We start from the raw sequence: 16,571 nt of genomic DNA on the forward strand, positions 1-16,571 counted from the left end.
TCCATCCATGATCGTCTCGAACGGTTGCCTGAGCCTTGAGCTCGTATGCAAGGTGGAGAAACATGATGTCGAACCAATATGTTGCCGTCGATGTATCTAAGGCGGCACTCGATATTGCCTTACCGGGGGCTAACGGGGTTTGGCGCCGTACCAATTCGGTGGCAGGGATCGCGGCTTTAAGAAGGCGGCTCGCGACCCTTGAACATCCCCATATCGTCTGCGAGGCAACGGGCCGCTATGGCCGGTTGCTCGCTCGCCAGATGGGAGCGGCGGGGATCGCCATGAGCATCGTCAATCCCAGGCAAGTGCGGGATTTTGCTAGAGCGAGCGGTCAACTCGCCAAAACCGATGCGCTTGACGCTGGCATCATCCTACGCTTCGCTGACGCCATGCAGCCCGCCAGAACACCGCCAACACCTGAAAATCAGGCTCGCCTTGCCGAGCAAGTGCGCAGAAGGCGGCAACTGGTCGGTATGCTGGCTACCGAAAAGCAGCGTCTGTCCGGCCTCGATGACGCCGAAACGCTGGCTTCGATCCGCGAGCATATTGCCTTCCTGCAAGGACAAATCGGCCAGTGCGATGCGCGCATAACGGCTGAAATCGAGGCTGATGCCACGCTCGCGCGCAAAGCTATGCTGCTGGAGTCTATTCCAGGCATCGGCGCCACGACAGCGGCAGTGCTGATCGCCGAACTCCCCGAACTTGGTATCGCTGACAAAAAGCAGATCGCAGCCCTTGCCGGCATCGCTCCCATGAACCGTGACAGCGGCCAGTGGCGCGGTCAGGCGCATATTACCGGCGGCCGACTCTCGGTCAGATGCGCGCTCTACATGGCAACATTACCCGCCATCCGCTTCAATCCAACCATCCGCGACTTCTACCAGCACCTCCGCGCGGGAGGCAAAGCGCCCAAAGTCGCCATCACCGCCGCCATGCGAAAACTCCTCATTATCGCAAACGCCATCGTCCAGCAGGATAAACCATGGGCCAATCTCGCTTGACACCCAATACGGTTGCTGATGCCATTGCGCGCTGAGTTCGGCCTCGCCGATCTTCACCTTCGCCTTGCGGGTGGCGTAAAAGGAAGCACGCTGGGCTTTCTGGCCCACCAGACCATGCTCGCGCGCATGGTCTTCAATCGCCTCGGCGCGCTTCGAGAAATGGTCGATCAGGTCCTTCGGCACGCTTCGTATCTCGAACAATCCGGAACGCGGATCAGCATCGATTTCATAGCCCGCTTCGCGCAAACCGAAGGCCAGCGCGTTGCGATAGATCTGCCCGGCCACGCGCTGTTCGCCATACATGACCCGGCTTTCCAGGCTTGCCATGGGATCGCCATTCTCGTGGTTCGTCATGTTGAGCACGACGAGATGCGTATGCAGATGTGGATCGAGTTCCCGGCTGCCATGCTCGGTGAAACGAGCAACCAGGATCCGGCCCGTTGTTTCGTGGACGATCTTCCCTTCATCACGGCGGCGCAACTGCGCCTGCTCTTCCAGATAGGAGATAGCCGCGTTCACCGCGCGCTCATGGGCGGCGAGCACGCGTTCGTCACCTGCCACCAGCCCCATGATCGAAACCGACTTTGGCGCATTGACCGCAAAATCCCAACCGGGGTGATGCTGAATTTCGCCATCCGCACGGTGTCGTCCGAGTTGTTGATCGCCGACTTTTCCAGCAAGTAGGTCGCGCAACAGCTTTGGATCAACAGCGCCGGAGAGGCCGAGATCGGCTGCCAGCTTCCCACCCCATTCAGACGGTTCGTTACCGCCCTTGGTGTAGTAATCGCCAACCGTGTAGTAGCGGGCGATATTGGCTGGTGTGCCATGGAGGCGTTGCGGCTGGATCATGCTGGCCTCGCCCGCTCACGCGGTCCGTCATCGCGGCCATGCTGGACAAGATCGGACCGGATTTCTCCCTGCTTGCCGGCAAGGATCGTCCAAAGGTTGCGGGCGGGCGCAGGCAAATCCGCATTCTCGTCATTGAGCAATAAATCTTCCACACGTTGCGGATCGATGTTCGGCGCTGGAAGCGTAAACAGTTCCGGCTGCGGTGATGGCCTCGGGACAGATTCTGAAGATAGCGAAGGCTTCGCTGGCTTGATCTCGACATGTGTCGCTGGCGGAGATGACTGCGTGGCTTCCCGCTCCATCGCTTCACGAACACGCGCTTCGGCGTGAGCGATGCGAACGAGCATCTCGGCCTTGTCGATCTGAATGGGGGGTGTCGTGCGTTCGAGGAAGGCTGGTCCCAAAGAGGGTACGTCGTTGAACCGGCTATCGAACCGCACCACGGGCAAATTGCGGCCGAAGCGCAGGAAGCCCACCAGGTTGGGCAGGTTGGTGACCTCGGTCGACATGACCAGTGGCCGCGTCACCTGCATCCGCGACAGATTGACCCCATCGCGCATGTCGTTGACCCCATAGGACATGCCCTCATTGGCTTCGACCTGTTCGACCTGACCAAGGTTGATCGAAACATGCTCGGCGGTATCCGTGTCATTCGCGCGCAGCGCCACCCAGGTCGAGCAATAGCCAGTGATCGCAGCCGCATCGTCCTTGCCGTAAGTGGCCTTGAGCTGGGGATAGGACTGGAAGCCCAATATGCCGCAGCCGCCATATTTGCGGGCACGGGCAAGGAAATCCGAGAGCGACGGCAGCTTATGCAGCGTCGGCAGTTCATCGATCACGCAATAGAGCCGCCGGTCGCGATCTGGCGTCAGGCTCATGATCGCGCTGATTGCGATGTCGAGCCAGACGGTGATAAGCGGGCGTAGCGAGGGAAGCTGATCGGCTTTCACTGTGATGAAGAGCCAGCTTCCATCAGCGCCCTTTTCCACCCAGTCTCGGATCGAGAAGCCGTCTTCGGTGTCATCGAGATAGCCGAAGCTGCGCATGACCGATGCAAGTTCGGCCTGGATGCCGGCTGATGTCCGTTCGCCTTCGGTGCTGATGAAGGCGGCGGCATCGGTCCCGGTGACAAAGGCGGCGAGGTCCTTCAGTTTAGAGCGCAGCAGACGGTCGAGCAGGACCGAGACATAGGTATGTTTCTGGCGCGCCAACTTGCGCATGACCGCAACCAGCGTCCCCCGCGCCGCCTTCGCCCAGAAGGGATCGCCATGCTTGTCGGGAATGGTCGATTCCGCGATCTGATCATAATGGTAGTCGCGCGGCACATCGACCCAGGGCGACCAGCGCGCCGCGCGCTGGTCGAGCGGGTTGAGCAACATGTCAGTGCCCTGCCGATAGAATTTCTCGACGAAGGTCCCGGCGGTATCATAGACGATGGCGCGCCGACCCGATTTGCGGATGCCGTCGAGCATGCCGACGATCAGGTTTGTCTTGCCTGTGCCCGGCGCACCGCACAGCAGGATATGCTCAGGCTCATAGGCCTCAGGCACCGGCACATTACCGATTACCAGCGGTCCCTTGGTCTGTCGCCATAGCGCGCGTTTCACCTGACGGATCGTGCCGAACCTTGCCCCTCGCAGATATTCGTTGGAGCCCAGGCCCTTACCCGTCCGGGTGAAGTAGAACCAGGCCCAGGCGAGCATGACAAGGGTGAACAGGCCAGAGAGCAGTGCGCCATGCAGCAGATAGACTTCAAATGCATGCAGGGTCTTTTTCGCGAGGGTGGAGGCAACCAGCCAGTCCGCCGAGGTCCAGTAGGCCTGGCCTTCGGGGGTGCGAAACTGCACCGGATCATTGGTCCCGGCGGCGGCATCCACCTTGATCGTGGCTTCGGCCAATTTGACCAGAACGAACCGCTCATACTCGGTCGACTTCTCGAACGCATACCAGAGCGTGCCGATGATCCAGATGATGAAGCCGGCCAATATGGTCTGGTAGAAGACCTGGGTCGTCATTCGGACATTGTGGACGATCGCCTGTCCGCCCCGCGTCCAGGAGCCTAACGTGTCGTTGCGAAAGATGCTCATGGGATATCCTCGCCGCCAAGCAGTCCACGTTCGGCAAGGATCATTCGGGCCTGCGCCATGCCCTGCTCGAGCGCGCTGGGAGATTGCTCGCCGACGGACGTCGCGACGATTGACAGGATCTGGATCGAGGTGGCGAGGATCTCATCCTGGGAGGAGAAGACATAGCGTTTGCGCTCATCGACCGCCTGTTCAAGGAGCTGACGGATGAACCCCGATAAGGACAGGTTCGCGCCGAGCGCACGGCGCATCAAGGCGGCATGCAGCGATTCATCGAGGCGGAAATTTAGCTTGGGCAAGCGAAGGGTCTCCTTATCCGGAGACCTTCGAAAATATCATGAAGCGGTCGCATATTACCGGAACGGCAATATTGGTGCAAGCCGCCCTATCACCAGATTGATCCAGAGATTTAGCGCTGAGAATACCTGCCGACAGGAAAACGGGCTGAGCGGACTCTGTCAGTTGCCTCTGATGATGATGGAAGGCGGCGGCGTTCCGCCTGTCTCCCCGCGGTGTCGACGGATTTCGCCGATCCCCAGTCTGATCTTCTTGGCTACAACGTCCGACATGCGCCGCACCTCACTGGGCGTATCGAGACCAGGGACGCCCTCCAGAAACTCGGCCAGCAAAATCGTGAGCATCTGACAGACTTCGGCTGAGCCGATATAGAGTGTGTCCCCCTTCCCCGCTTCCGGAGAGTGCTGCCTTTGCGCCGACACTTCGCAGATGGCCTTTACCACCGCCCGGCGTAGGTCGCTGATATAGTCCTCGTTCAATTCCGGCATGGCGCTATCCTTTCTGAAGCGGCAAAAAGACCATGAATTCGGCCAGGATTCAACGGGCGTCGCCCCGACGGTTCCGGCGTCACTACATTCTGGGATCCGCAATGGCGTACGACGCGTATCACCAAATTCCAGATGTCGTTTCAATAAGATAGGTTGGACCAAGTGAGCGTGGTGTTTCGCGTACGACAGCCCACCGGTTCGACGTAAGACATGTAGTACAGACTTATCTTAATGTTTTCAGGGCATAATGCGCGCGCAGCACCCGTGCGTAGGGTCCATTACAAAACGGCCTTGCGCCGTGCGTCCCGCCTTACGCAGCGCGCTCGCGCTGCGCTGCCTCGTGCCGGTAGGCGCGGGGCATCCTTTCTGCTGATTTTCGGGGGCCGATATCGGGGTGGTTTGAGGGTAGAGTTCATGAGCTTTTTCTCCCAGAATGTAAAAAGGAGGCCGGATATAAGGCCCGGTCCCGAGAGCGTGATTACCGTCATCAGGAGATTTAACGCCGGGCTTCGCATGCCAGCATCGCTGCCTCGCCGGCGCGCCGTACACCCCGCCAGTTCCCCAGGAAGCGGCAAGCCGCTCTTGCTTTGGCCCGTCGATATGGCACAGTTGCGTGTGACGGGCAGCCCATCGGGGAAGGACGATGGAAATGCCAAAGATGACCGAAAGGGATCGGCTTGCCGATCTCGAAACACGTCAGCGCAAGCTGACGGAAGATCTGGAAACCGCCCGCCGCGCTCTGCGCGGCAAATATGCAGCGATGGTGAACGACGTGCCGATAGAAACGCTGACGGAACGTGAGTTCCGCGAACTTCTGATGCAGGCGATCCGGGTTGGTGGCAGCGCAGCGCTGACGGCCCTGAAAAAGTTGCCGCCGGTGACCTGACCCGCCGCGAAGCGGCAATCTGATGATAGCCGGCAGAGGTGGGGCATAAGGAACCTATTTCTGTCGGTATCAGAGTGCAGGATGATGATGCGCTCTTCCGGGGCAGATCAGATAGTGATGAAGCATCCCCGTTCTGCACATCGACGGATATCGGCGAGACTTCCCCTGCTCCGATCATTTTAGATGACAAAGCCATAGGAGGCATTCCCCGCCATAGCCCTCCCCTCTTCTGATCGTCACGCTGAACGTTTCCGCGAAGACCAGCCCTTCCAAACCGCACCCGAAGGGTGTCCCTGCGACGAGCACGGCGAAGCCGCGCGCAGGAGGCCGGGACCGCGCTGGCGGTTCCGCATCGCGCCTGCGACGGGCCCGCTTGCGGGTCCCTGAGCGGGGGCGAGTGCTGCGCTCGAAAAAAGAAATGAGGATCGGCCCGACAAAGCGGACCGATCCTCTCGGGGCGTCATTGCGCCTCCCATTCCTGATCGCTGAGCCTCACAAACCGCGCCGGGATACGCTTCTCCCTGACCAGTCGCGCAAGGTGCGATTGCAATCCCGATCCTTCGCACACCATCGCTTCGACGGGACGTAATCCGACCATCTGCTCGTTGCGGACAAACCCCGCCCGTTTGCCAAGCTTTGCACTGAGCCGGAATGTTATGAGCGTCACCTTGCGCGATGCCGCCCAGGCTGCGGCCATGGCGTCGCATCCCTTGTCCTGCGCGGTCGTCGCCAGCACCATCATCGGATTTCGGGATTTGGCTTCATCGAGCTTCCCCCAGATGAGGCGGTCGTCAAACCAGCATTCCGCTCCTCCTGAGAAGATCACGACGGGCCCTTGCGGATTGTGCGCGTGGGTTTTGCGCTGGCGACGGGCGGCGAGGAAATCGGTGGCGGCAATCACCGACGCGGTGCGCTTGCTCGACACCAGCGATCCCTTCGGCGCTGACCATGGCCGCCCGGTTTCGGTGTGAAAGACGTCGGCGGCATGGTCGCGCATGCACCGCAGCGCATCGGTAGCTTCGTCGAGATATTCGAGCTCGTCGCGTGCCTGCTCGAGTTCGACGCTGTGGATTTCGCTGCCATCGGCACGTCGCAGCAGGTCCTGAACCTGCCGTGTCGCCTTGTCGGCCTGGCCCTCCCACTGGTCGGCGACGTGATGGAAGCTGTTGACGATACCCCACGCCAGGCGCTGCGCGGCCGGCTCCAAGCGCGTGTCCCGTAATACGTCGAAGAGTGTCGTGACGATCAGTTCGACGGCGAACTGGGCTTCCCTCGGATCGGGCATGTCGGTCGCCATCTCTTCTCCACTACGCCCGATGCGGACACCATCGAGATCGGAGGCGAAGGCCGCGTGGAAGTCGTCGGTGGTAGCCACTGTCTCCTGCGTGATGAATGTAGCAATGTCGGAAGGCGTGCGGTCGGCGTGGTTGATCTTCGTCATGAGAACCTCCTTTTGAAGCGAAAGAGGTTCCCCCTTGGGCACGGGCTCCGAGCGGCGGGGTCAAGGATCGCGGAACGCGACCGGCGAAGCCGGCGATGGGGGTCACGATTTTTTGGGGCGGCCACTATTGTCGTGGGAGAAGCGCCGCGCCTGACCCGCCCCGAAAAATGGTGGGGCCCCGTCGTCCTTGAGGCCGACGCGGTCCCGTGCCACCCTTGGAATTCTTGAGAGAGAGAAGAGGCGTTGCGAATCTGGGGCTCGATGCCCCTGATTCGCAAATGGGTGCCTCCAGGCGCTGCCCTTGCGGGAGAGAGCTAGCCACGCTTGCCCTCATCGCCAGGGTTAGCATCTGTTCCATGAAAAAGGGGACAGCGCGCGTAGCGCTGTCCCCGAACGAAATGCGAGCGATGTTATGTCAGGCGGCGCGGCGAAGTCGGTTGCGTTGGAGCGGAGCGACCTTTTCGACCGGAACCTGATCGGCCTTGCGGAAGGCATGGATCGGAACGCCTGCCTTGCGCAGAGCCTGATAAAGATTGGCCTGAATACCCGACCCCTCACCCAGCAAAGCTTCGACAGGCTTTAGATCCACCAGCTTGCGATTGCGGGCGAAGGGCGCACCGCGCCCCGACCCCGTCAGCGAATATGTCACAAGTTGCACCTCCCGATTGCCAGCCCAAGAGGCCACGATCGCGTCGAAGCCCTTGCGCTGCGCGGTCGTCACCAGCGTCATATGCGGGATGCGTTCGAGGATCGTGTCGAGCCGATCCCAGAGCAATTGCCAGTCATGCCACTCGGCATGGCCTGAGGCGATGACGATTGGTCCACGGGGGCGGTACCGCTCGCGTTCGGCCAGTTCCCGGGCACGCAGGAAATCCTGTATCGATACTTGCGTGGCGGTAGCCGCCTTCGAGACACGCGATCCGCGAGCCGGCGACCAGGGGCGACCAGACAGCACGCGGAAAGTTTCAGCGGCATAATCGCGCATGCACTCGACCGCCTCGCGCTGTTCGGTCAACGACTGGCACAGGAGCTGTTTCTCCTCCAGTTCGCTGTTGAAAACCTCGGAAGGCTCGATCCGTCGGATCATATCGCGCAGCTCATGGGCCAGCATGTCTTCCTGTCGTTCAAGCTTGCCAGCGACGAAGTGGAAGCTGTTGACCATGCCCCAGGCGATCTCGGGCGCGAGCGCGTCGAGGCGGGTATCGGTCAAGAGATCGAAGATTGTGGCGATCACACCCGCGCAATCGGCCTGCGCGTGGAGCGGTTCGGGCATATCATGCTCGCCCGGCTCGTCGCCCGGCGTGATGATCGAAAGCGGGATGGGATCGCCAAAAGCGCGTTTGAATTCCGGTGTCGCCGTCATTTGTGCAAACAGTGTCGGCAAGTCTGCGAAGTGACTGATACGCCGCGAATGGTTGTGGGTCATGGGACTTCTCCTCATCATGGAAAAGGAAAAAGGGGCGCCAACGCGCAAAAGCGTCCCGCCCCATTATGTCGGATTAGTGCATGCTTGCCCGTGCACTGGCGAAAGCGGTTGAGCGCGTCAGGACGGCATCGACGATTTGCGCCGCATGGGGCGCAAAGGGCGTGCCTTCGAGCAGGTCATAGATAGCAGCGATGATCTCGCCGCATGTAACGCCGCCAGGTATCTCCGGCGAGCGGACCGCAAGCATGTTTTGGGGTGTCAGCAGATCCCGGATAGCAGGACTGGCCATGATCGCGGCGCAGAGCGCCGAGAGATCGGACAGCGGCGCGATGTCATGAAATGAAGGAAGCGGCATGGACTGTCTCCTCATGCGAAGAAAGGAAAAGGGCCGGGGAAGCCTGACGCCTCCCCGCCCCCGAACGGGTTCCGATCAACGGGTGATCAGAACGGGTCCTCCTCGCCAAACGGCGCGCCCGCACCGGCCAGCTCGCCGTCAGCCCCTGCGGTGCTGTCACCGAAGCCGCCTTCGTCGCGCGAACCGCGATCGTCATAATTGGTGCGGCTGGTCCCCATGCTGCCCCCGAAGTCGGAGCGCATGGTGTCGCGCCGCCATGCGACCATGTAGCCGCCATGATCGGCCGGGAAGAGCGCGATCGGCAGCGGTTCAGGCAGGCTGGGATCGTCGATATTCCCGGCAAGGAAGACCTCGCCGGTGCGCTTGGACGCAGCCTCCCACAATGCGCCGACCTGAACCCAGCGACGCGCGACGTTGAGCGCAAGGATCTCGTAGACCGGAGCCTTCTCATTCTCGCTCATGACCTTGCGCAGCCCGATGCGCGGGAGATCGATCGTGCGGGTGGCGATCGAGCCCGTCAGGCGGCCGTTCTGATTGAAGATTTCACCGATGTTCATCGTCTTGACCTTTCGAATGTCGCTCGAAATCCATTTTCCGGCGACACTTTCCCCGTCCCTTCTCTCCTCTCTGTCCCGCCCTTGCCCCCCGCGCCGCCCGTCGAAGGAACAGCGCTCCCCATCCTTCCCGCGCGACGCTCGCCCCTCCGCCGCCCGCAGCCCTGCGACAGGCCCACAATTCAGCGCAAAACCCCGGCAGGACGGGTCGCCAATACAGCCCTGCCGGGGGCAGCGCAGGTGGATGGCGCGTGAGGCTGAAGGCGCGGTGGGGCTACGGTCGGGCGAATAGCGGTAGCGATGCGCATGGTGAGATCATGCCGCCATCGCCAGCCAGCGATCCGGCCAGGCCGGCGGCCTTGTCGTCACCCGATAGGCCTGCAAGGGTACGATCCCGCGGATGACATAATGCGGGATGCCGGTGTCCCGCCGAAGATTGAGGGCGATTTTATAGGCGTGATCGAATGAGCATAAGCGGTGCCGGCAAGGTGACAACCGGGCGGGCAGATCGGACGAGGGCATCATGACCTCCATGCTGGAATAGGTTCAGGCAGCGATTGACCGGTTTGCATCGACCGCCGCAGCGGCGTTAAGTGCAAGCAGGCTTTGGAGCGTGACCGGTGTGCGATTTGCCCGCCGGGTCCTGGGGCCTCGGGACGGTCTGGCCGGATCGTTGAACCGACAGCCGATACGTGCGGCGCGCTTACCGATGACGGCGGGATCGCGGCCAAGCGCCTGGGCGACATCGACCATCGAAACGCCATGGGTCCAGGCGTTACGGATCGCCCGGTCCTCATGCGCGCTGAATGCGCGCATGAAGCCATGCACCAGCCCCAGGCGGTTGGCATGATAAAGGACAGCGCGCACGCCGCGACCAAGGTCTTTGGCAATATCCCGTGTCGGTACCTTGCCATAATCCGCTCGCAACCGGGCTTCTTCCCCGGCCGTCCAGACAGGTCCCTGCCGAAACCCGTCGCGGCGGACATGCGTGCCGCGCAAGCCAAGCGCCTCTGCACGCCAGCGGATGGAATGCGGGCTGCGGCCAAGCCGCTCCCGCAGGGGCGTCAGGCTCGTACCAGTCGCATAAGCGTGGCGCAGCAGCTCATCTTCTTCGGTGATCCAGGGGCGACCCCACCCTCTGCCGTAACCCAGTTTGCGAAGACGCTGTCCCAGGCTGCGACTGTTCCGGGTCGGAAAACCTTCGGCGGCAAGCGCCTGCGCGATGGCGACATAGCGCGCGCCGGTGGTCGCGAGTGCGAGTGCGCGAGCCATTTCCGCGTCGCTCCAGTCGTCCGGCTGGCAGGCATGGCGCAGACCCAGCGCCGAAGCGCGGGAGATGACGCCAGCGAAGGGACGGCCGATGAGGCTGGCAATCTGGGCGACGGGAACACCCTTGGCGTACCCGGCGCGAAGCTGTGCATCTTCCCAACCGCTATAGGGCGGCGATCCCGGTTCGGAGAGACCGAGCAGTTGGGCACGGGCATACAGGGCGCTCACACCGCGGCCGAGGCGGGCGGCCAGTGTCGCGGTTGGTTCGTGCGTATAGCAGCGCGCCAATTCCTCATCCTCCCACGCGATCCAGGATCGCCGCGAGTTTCGGCGGAGGCCAAGATCATAGATACGCGTGGCGATGCTGGCACGCGATCGGCCCAGCACTGTGGCAATCTCCTCTAGCGTGCAGTCATCGGCGAAGGCGGCGCGCAAACGCAGCGTTTCATCGGGGAGCCATGCGTCGGCACGGAAAGCCAGCTCGGCAAGTGGCGCGGTTGTACCTGTTTGCTGGTCAGGGACGAACGGGGTGAGTTCGACGATATCAGCGTCGAGATCGAAGCTTGTCTCTTTCATGGCACTTTCCGTTCAGACCAGGCCGATGACGGGCGTATCGACGACACGCAGGCGCAACCGGGCCGACAGCCGCGCGATCCGCGTATCGCCGCGCGGCATGGTGTCGGACGCACCGATCGCGGCGAGCAGGTCGAGCCCGGCATCGATATCGTTCGCAGGCAGGGCAAGGTGCCGCACCAGATCGTCCGCCGTGGTGGCGTTGGGCGCTATGCTGCCCAGCGCGCCGACAATCCGTGCAGCGGCGGGGGCAGCCGGGTCGAGGAGGAAGGCGTCGAGCGCACGCTGGCCTCGCATGGTCACCCGATCGCCCCTTGTCGGCATGACCTCGCGCAGGGCGTCAAGATCGAGCAGGGTCCGGCTTTCATCGGCATCAAGATCGGCGGCAGCGACTAGATCAGGCGTGCGCCCGATATGGGGAGTGATCGTGGTATCGATCTTCGCCAGCACCGGCGTTGCCGCGAGCGCCGGGCCGAAGGCGAAGAACTCTCCGGGCGGAAGCTGGCGCAGCAGCGCCGCCTGTTCACTGCCGAACCCCAGAAGGTCGGCAGCACGTGCCACGTCGCGATCAAAGACATTGAGGCCGATCAGATGATTGTGCAGTTCGGAAACCACCGAACTGGCCAGCTTGGCGAGGCGCTGGGTCGCGATGATCGTACCGATCCCGCGCTTGCGACCCCGCGCGCACATATCCGTCAAGGTGGCGACGCCCAGGCGGCGGGTTTCCGCGTCGCGGGCCGAGGCTGCCATATGCGGCGCGAGCAGATGCGCCTCGTCGATACATACCAGCACCGTGTGGCCCCAATGTTCGCGCGGTGTCGAGAGCAGGCCCGCAAAGAAGGCCGCAGCTTTCTCGATGCGATGATCTGGCTCCAGATCGGTAAGGTCGAGATGGAGGGCGATACGATGCTGCCGCGTTCGCAGCGCGAGCGCTGTGAGACCATCATTGGCATATTCGCGTGCGATGACCGTGGTGGCGCCGATATGGGCGGCCAAGTTGGCGAACTCGCCTTCCGGGTCGATGATGATGGTGGTGAGATAATCGAACGCTTCTTCGATGATCCGGCGCAGCGTCTGGCTTTTGCCCGCGCCCGAAGATCCCTGGATCAGGCAGCGCCCCGCCATCAGTTTACCCAGATCCAGTTCGAGTGGACTGGTCGATGAGCGGCCGAGCGGGACTTTCGTGTCACGGGTGAAATCATGGTTGGCGATGGTCATCTGATGTCCTTCTTCACCCGGCGTCGCGCAGAGCGGCCGGAGATGCTGGTCGAGGGAATGGGCTTGACGCGATAAGTGGCTGGCGGCCTGGCGATCAGGGATGCTTGTGCTGCGATCCCTCGATCGACTGTTCGGAGAGCGTGGCGTCCTTTTCACAGGCCTCGCAAAAAGCTGCGTCGAACACAGCGCCGAGCGCCCAGTCCTGGGCATCATCGTCCCAGCGCGCCCAGGCATCGCGCATTACCTCGGCGCTGCCACATGCAGAACAGCGGATCGTGATCCTGGCAGCGGGGTTTGCGGCATTGACCGATTTCCCCGCGTCGCCCGTTGCCTCCCCTTGCACGGCCGCGAAGACCGGGAACCGATCGGAAGGCGGTTCATCACGGTCGAAGCTCAGCCAATTCGCTCCAGCCTTGCGGGCGTCCGACAGCAAAGCCCAGAATTCGGGCGAAAGCCCATCGGGGCGATCGGGCCAGTCATCGATGAAACCAAGATGGACCCAGAAGCCATATTGGTGGGCCTCGATCGACAAGATCGGATGATCGACGATGATCCGACCGCGCCTTCGCGGCGCGTGCCGGATCAGTCGGTCGATGGCGTCATGCTCAGCGCGAGGAAGATGCGCTGTCGAGCAGGCGCAGACGGGGAAGCGGCGCATAGCCGGTCTCCTTGATTGGGTTGGGACAGGAGCAACAGGCGCGGCGAGCAAACTCAGGCGCCCTTTCAATTCGGCAAGAAATCGACCGTGATGGCACCGCGCTCGGCGTGAATGACGATCTTACGATCGAGCGGGATCAGCCAGCTCAGATTATCCCATGCGCTCATGTTGATGGCTTCGAGGGTGGCAGCGTCCTCCCCAAGGAGGATATGCGTAGCGTGCTGCCGCGCCTCGCGTTCGAAGGATCGCGACTGGGTGTCCCAGCTGTCGCAGTCGCCATCATCAGCCCCACAGAAAATCGTCGCATAGATCATGCGGCTCAGTCTGTCCGGGGTGATACCACCATCGCGCGTGGCCAGGATGATGGCCTCCTCAATATCCCAACCGCCATTGCGGCAGACGAGCGCCGAGATTTCGATGGAATGGACGCTGCGTGGCGCGTCCGTGCGACCGGTTTCACAAACCGTCAGCTCGATGACGATCCGGTCGACCATGCCACAAGCGAAATCGGCGGGGAGACACATGTCGTCGTCATACCGATGGACGGAGCCTTCCCGGTCGATGCGCAGGGAAATATCCCTGATCACCGGGAGCGTGTCATACCAGGCGTAGCCTTGCAGCGCGTCTTCCGCCTCGACGAGTTGCACATCCTCAATGGGCGGTTTGCCCCGAGCCAGCGCAAGCGCCTGCGCGATATCGGGCTCCAGCGCCGGCACGATCAGCATTGCGCCTTCAGGAGCGATCATGCGGCTGCTGCGCCCATGACAGTCGTCGGCGGTCTGCGGCCGCCAGATCGCCAGCCCTGAGCGCGCCTGCGGCAGCGTGACGCCCAGCTCGCACGCCCGCTGCCAGGCGGTAAAGGGCAGCCGATGGTCCGGTCGGGTCGCGATGGCCTTGTACAGGATCTGCTCGGCAGCGTCGCGAAGGGCCTTCAACGCCGCGTTGTCGATAACCTCCTTGCGCGCCGGCAGAACCATATGAATTTCCGGCGCATCCATAATATCGATCCGGACCGTCCAGAGACTGCCGCTATCCTTTTCGTCCCGCACCGTCGGCAAGGCGCATTTGACGCGGTGCCCGTGAAAATTGATGCGCTGGTCTCTTGGCCAATCAGGATCCCGATCATAGACACCGATACGGCAGCCGCTGGCGTTTTCGACAAACATGGCGTCCTTGAGGAAGTCTTCGCGGAGCAGCAGCGTCCCGTTCAAAGTGACCGGCAAGGGATAGTGACGGGCGGCATCGGCGACGGTCGCGGGCAAGCCTTGCTTCCAGTCGGGCGGGATTTCGATCGAGATCAGCGTGCCCCAACCGATCATGGCTGGGCGGATGGCAAGCGGCACGCCGCTGTCCCATGCGTCTGCCGGAATCTGGACTTTCCAGGCCGTGGCGGCAGAGGGGGAGAAGGCCTGGATTTCGACCGCGCGGCCGGCAAGGCTGAACATGCCCATGCCGGCCGGGTCTTCGCTGCGGGCAATGTCATCGCCCCAGCCCGAATGGCCCAGCATCAGCAGGGCGGCGGGATCATCGATGCCGCAGCCATCATCGCGGATGTGCAGAAGGTATCGGCCATCCTGTTCGGTCAGATCGACCGTGATGCAGGTGGCGCCGGCGCGTCTGGCATTCTGGAACATCTCATGAAGGCAGTCCCGGCTGTCGCCCGAAAAAAGGCGGGACGCGCGGCGGATCGCGTCCGGGCTGACGGCGCTATGGATCGTTGTTGGAAGGGGCATGGCGGTCTCCCTGGTTCCGGACTGGAACCCATCATCCCTCCCCTCTTCCTTCCCTCCGTTCGTCTTCCAGGGCCATGACGCCCGCGGGTGCCACTGTGCATCCGATATTGCGGCAGCGGTCGTGGACTGCGAAGGACAAGGAATGCCTCAGGATCTGGATTCGCAACTCACCGACTTTCTGCGCCGCATGCCGGACTGGATGCGCCGGGACATCTCTGCAGCCGATCCCGCGCGGCGCGAGCGCGCGGAAGAGGCGCTGCACGCCATGCTGCTTGCGCTGGTCAAGGGGACAGGACGATCGGGCGGTGAAGACATCTGATGGCGACCTCTGACAGTGGTAAACGCGGCACCGGCAGGGTGACGCTCGATGCGATCCAAGCGCTGGGACCAGCGCGCCTTGCCCGGCTTGTGCTAGCCCAGGCCGAGCGTGACGCCGTCTTCGCCCGCGCGGTTCGCATGGAGCTGGCGGCGAAGGACGATAGCGGGGCCCTGGCCCACGAAATCGACAAGCGGCTGAAGACCATTCGGCGTTCGCGCGGGTTCGTCGAATGGGACAAGGTAGGTCCGCTCGCGCGCGAACTCGACCAGTTGCGGGAAACCATATTGGGACCACTGGCCGAAACCTCGCTGAGCCAGGCGGTCGACAGTATGAAGCTGCTGCTGAGCCTTGCCGAACCAGTGTTCGAAAGGTCCGACGACAGCAGCGGTTCGTTGGGCGCAGTGTTCCGCCAGGGAGGCGAGGATCTGGGACTGCTGTGGGCCCGAGCCGATGCACCCGATGTCGAGCAGCTCGCCGGGGATATTTTAACGCTGATTGAAGGGGATGGCTATGGCGTGTTCGACGACCTGCCGGACGCAGCCTCCCCGGCTCTGGGACAGACAGGCCGCGCAGCCTTGCGACGGATGCTGCTGGAGCGGCAGGCGGGGCTGACCGGCCCGGAGCGACGGCAATTCGATTATAAGGTCGGCTGGCTGTTGCCCAAGCTCGCCGACCTCGACGGCGATGTGGACGCCTATATTGCGACAGTCGATCCTGATCGGCGTAACACGCTGCTCAATGCGCAGGTTGCCGCCCGCCTGATCGCGCAGGATCGTGCGGCAGAAGCTCTCGACTGGATCGACGCACCGGTTGAGCGCAGCCATAACGAGCGCGAACTCGCCGATCTCAAATTACGCGCCTTTGAGGCGCTGGGCCGCAGGGACGATGCACAGGGGCAGCGCAAGGCGATTTTCGACCGCTGGCTCGACGCTCAGGCGTTGCGCGACTGGCTCAGGGCCTTGCCTGATTTCGAGGACGTCGCTGCGGAAAGGCAGGCTCTCGATCAGGCCACGACCTATGATCGAGCGACATCGGCACTGGCGTTCCTCATCGCCTGGCCTGATCTCAAGCGCGCTGGGAAGCTGACCAGGGAGCGGTTCGAAGAGCTGGAAGCCCGAACCTACGATGTTCTGCGCCCTGCCGCCGAGGTATTGGCTCAGGCCGATCCGGGTGGGGCCACCTTGCTCTACCGGCGGCTGGTGACTGGCGTGCTCGATCGGGCGAATTCGAAATACTACCCCTATGCCGCGCGGGACTTTGCAGCCGCGACGGATTTGGCCGACCGTATCGCAGGCGATGTCGATGTCGTACCGCATGATGACTGGCTGGTCGATCTTCGCAAGATTCATGGACGCAAGATCGGCTTCTGGAATCAGGTCGCGGGGAAATTCGGATAATCGCGGAGAAGCCGGGGCGGCCA

Annotated in this window: 16 protein-coding genes and 1 pseudogene; 4 read left to right on the forward strand and 13 right to left on the reverse strand. The window is 62.4% G+C overall.

Features of this window, described 5'->3' with window-relative positions; genetic code table 11:
* The first annotated feature begins 65 nt into the window (after nucleotides 1-65).
* Nucleotides 66-1,001, forward strand: a complete 936-nt coding sequence (locus tag ACZ2HM_RS13095) for an IS110 family RNA-guided transposase (RefSeq protein WP_470425211.1) — start codon at nucleotides 66-68, stop codon at nucleotides 999-1,001.
* Nucleotides 1,002-1,007: 6 nt separating this feature from the next.
* On the opposite strand, the pseudogene mobF reads toward ACZ2HM_RS13095, so the two are convergent.
* The 4 genes and pseudogenes from mobF to ACZ2HM_RS13115 all read right to left on the reverse strand — a co-directional run.
* Nucleotides 1,008-1,850 (reverse strand): annotated as a pseudogene (gene mobF / locus ACZ2HM_RS13100) (MobF family relaxase); the annotation flags it as partial.
* Nucleotides 1,847-3,937, reverse strand: coding sequence for a type IV secretion system DNA-binding domain-containing protein (locus ACZ2HM_RS13105; RefSeq protein WP_086486313.1), 2,091 nt, complete (start codon nucleotides 3,935-3,937; stop codon nucleotides 1,847-1,849). The pseudogene mobF and the gene ACZ2HM_RS13105, both read right to left, overlap by 4 nt.
* Nucleotides 3,934-4,233 (reverse strand): CopG family transcriptional regulator, encoded by a 300-nt coding sequence (locus ACZ2HM_RS13110; protein ID WP_086486312.1) that lies wholly within the window; start codon nucleotides 4,231-4,233, stop codon nucleotides 3,934-3,936. The genes ACZ2HM_RS13105 and ACZ2HM_RS13110 overlap by 4 nt, the downstream gene beginning before the upstream one ends.
* Nucleotides 4,234-4,392: 159 nt before the next feature.
* On the reverse strand, nucleotides 4,393-4,719 hold the full coding sequence (locus ACZ2HM_RS13115; RefSeq protein ID WP_086486311.1) for a hypothetical protein: 327 nt from the start codon (nucleotides 4,717-4,719) through the stop codon (nucleotides 4,393-4,395).
* A 658-nt stretch (nucleotides 4,720-5,377) separates the two neighbouring features.
* On the opposite strand from ACZ2HM_RS13115, the gene ACZ2HM_RS13120 reads away from it, so the two are divergent.
* Nucleotides 5,378-5,605: a hypothetical protein gene (locus tag ACZ2HM_RS13120; RefSeq protein ID WP_239019022.1), complete on the forward strand. Its 228-nt coding sequence runs from the start codon at nucleotides 5,378-5,380 to the stop codon at nucleotides 5,603-5,605.
* Between the two features lie 460 nt (nucleotides 5,606-6,065).
* On the opposite strand, the gene ACZ2HM_RS13125 is transcribed toward ACZ2HM_RS13120, so the two are convergent.
* The 9 genes from ACZ2HM_RS13125 to ACZ2HM_RS13165 form a co-directional block, all read right to left on the reverse strand.
* Nucleotides 6,066-7,046, reverse strand: a complete 981-nt coding sequence (locus ACZ2HM_RS13125; protein WP_470425397.1) for a DUF2493 domain-containing protein — start codon at nucleotides 7,044-7,046, stop codon at nucleotides 6,066-6,068.
* Between the two features lie 415 nt (nucleotides 7,047-7,461).
* Nucleotides 7,462-8,472: a DUF2493 domain-containing protein gene (locus tag ACZ2HM_RS13130; RefSeq protein ID WP_470425398.1), complete on the reverse strand. Its 1,011-nt coding sequence runs from the start codon at nucleotides 8,470-8,472 to the stop codon at nucleotides 7,462-7,464.
* 73 nt (nucleotides 8,473-8,545) lie between these two features.
* Nucleotides 8,546-8,827: a hypothetical protein gene (locus tag ACZ2HM_RS13135; RefSeq protein WP_470425399.1), complete on the reverse strand. Its 282-nt coding sequence runs from the start codon at nucleotides 8,825-8,827 to the stop codon at nucleotides 8,546-8,548.
* An 86-nt stretch (nucleotides 8,828-8,913) separates the two neighbouring features.
* Entirely contained in the window at nucleotides 8,914-9,384 is a 471-nt protein-coding gene (locus ACZ2HM_RS13140) for a DUF736 domain-containing protein (protein ID WP_088189812.1), read from the reverse strand.
* A 312-nt stretch (nucleotides 9,385-9,696) separates the two neighbouring features.
* Nucleotides 9,697-9,906, reverse strand: coding sequence for a hypothetical protein (locus ACZ2HM_RS13145; protein WP_470425400.1), 210 nt, complete (start codon nucleotides 9,904-9,906; stop codon nucleotides 9,697-9,699).
* Nucleotides 9,907-9,927: 21 nt separating this feature from the next.
* Nucleotides 9,928-11,226 carry a hypothetical protein gene (locus ACZ2HM_RS13150; protein ID WP_470425401.1) on the reverse strand — a complete coding sequence of 433 codons (1,299 nt, stop codon included), beginning with the start codon at nucleotides 11,224-11,226 and terminating at the stop codon, nucleotides 9,928-9,930.
* A gap of 12 nt (nucleotides 11,227-11,238) precedes the next feature.
* A complete protein-coding gene (locus ACZ2HM_RS13155; protein ID WP_470425402.1) occupies nucleotides 11,239-12,441 on the reverse strand; it encodes an ATP-binding protein in 1,203 nt (400 codons plus the stop codon).
* A gap of 94 nt (nucleotides 12,442-12,535) precedes the next feature.
* Nucleotides 12,536-13,099, reverse strand: a complete 564-nt coding sequence (locus ACZ2HM_RS13160; protein ID WP_470425403.1) for a DUF5983 family protein — start codon at nucleotides 13,097-13,099, stop codon at nucleotides 12,536-12,538.
* A gap of 65 nt (nucleotides 13,100-13,164) precedes the next feature.
* The gene (locus ACZ2HM_RS13165) at nucleotides 13,165-14,832 is read right to left on the reverse strand and encodes an ATP-binding protein (RefSeq protein WP_470425404.1); all 1,668 of its coding nucleotides are present in this window, start codon (nucleotides 14,830-14,832) and stop codon (nucleotides 13,165-13,167) included.
* A gap of 142 nt (nucleotides 14,833-14,974) precedes the next feature.
* Here ACZ2HM_RS13165 and ACZ2HM_RS13170 point away from each other — a divergent pair, with 142 nt between their 5' ends.
* Both ACZ2HM_RS13170 and ACZ2HM_RS13175 read left to right on the forward strand, forming a co-directional pair.
* Complete coding sequence (locus tag ACZ2HM_RS13170) at nucleotides 14,975-15,151, forward strand: hypothetical protein (protein WP_193378917.1); 177 nt, start codon at nucleotides 14,975-14,977, stop codon at nucleotides 15,149-15,151.
* Complete coding sequence (locus tag ACZ2HM_RS13175; protein WP_470425405.1) at nucleotides 15,151-16,548, forward strand: DUF6880 family protein; 1,398 nt, start codon at nucleotides 15,151-15,153, stop codon at nucleotides 16,546-16,548. The genes ACZ2HM_RS13170 and ACZ2HM_RS13175 overlap by 1 nt, the downstream gene beginning before the upstream one ends.
* The last annotated feature ends 23 nt before the right edge of the window (nucleotides 16,549-16,571 follow it).

The organism is Sphingobium sp. KKT206, from assembly GCF_055640555.1.

Coding starts and splice junctions, on each gene's coding strand:
- ACZ2HM_RS13095 (WP_470425211.1), top strand. CDS start 66: ATGTCGAACCAATATGTTGCCGTCGATGTATCTAAGGCGGCACTCGAT.
- ACZ2HM_RS13105 (WP_086486313.1), bottom strand. CDS start 3,937: ATGAGCATCTTTCGCAACGACACGTTAGGCTCCTGGACGCGGGGCGGA.
- ACZ2HM_RS13115 (WP_086486311.1), bottom strand. CDS start 4,719: ATGCCGGAATTGAACGAGGACTATATCAGCGACCTACGCCGGGCGGTG.
- ACZ2HM_RS13120 (WP_239019022.1), top strand. CDS start 5,378: ATGACCGAAAGGGATCGGCTTGCCGATCTCGAAACACGTCAGCGCAAG.
- ACZ2HM_RS13125 (WP_470425397.1), bottom strand. CDS start 7,046: ATGACGAAGATCAACCACGCCGACCGCACGCCTTCCGACATTGCTACA.
- ACZ2HM_RS13130 (WP_470425398.1), bottom strand. CDS start 8,472: ATGACCCACAACCATTCGCGGCGTATCAGTCACTTCGCAGACTTGCCG.
- ACZ2HM_RS13135 (WP_470425399.1), bottom strand. CDS start 8,827: ATGCCGCTTCCTTCATTTCATGACATCGCGCCGCTGTCCGATCTCTCG.
- ACZ2HM_RS13140 (WP_088189812.1), bottom strand. CDS start 9,384: ATGAACATCGGTGAAATCTTCAATCAGAACGGCCGCCTGACGGGCTCG.
- ACZ2HM_RS13145 (WP_470425400.1), bottom strand. CDS start 9,906: ATGATGCCCTCGTCCGATCTGCCCGCCCGGTTGTCACCTTGCCGGCAC.
- ACZ2HM_RS13150 (WP_470425401.1), bottom strand. CDS start 11,226: ATGAAAGAGACAAGCTTCGATCTCGACGCTGATATCGTCGAACTCACC.
- ACZ2HM_RS13155 (WP_470425402.1), bottom strand. CDS start 12,441: ATGACCATCGCCAACCATGATTTCACCCGTGACACGAAAGTCCCGCTC.
- ACZ2HM_RS13160 (WP_470425403.1), bottom strand. CDS start 13,099: ATGCGCCGCTTCCCCGTCTGCGCCTGCTCGACAGCGCATCTTCCTCGC.
- ACZ2HM_RS13165 (WP_470425404.1), bottom strand. CDS start 14,832: ATGCCCCTTCCAACAACGATCCATAGCGCCGTCAGCCCGGACGCGATC.
- ACZ2HM_RS13170 (WP_193378917.1), top strand. CDS start 14,975: ATGCCTCAGGATCTGGATTCGCAACTCACCGACTTTCTGCGCCGCATG.
- ACZ2HM_RS13175 (WP_470425405.1), top strand. CDS start 15,151: ATGGCGACCTCTGACAGTGGTAAACGCGGCACCGGCAGGGTGACGCTC.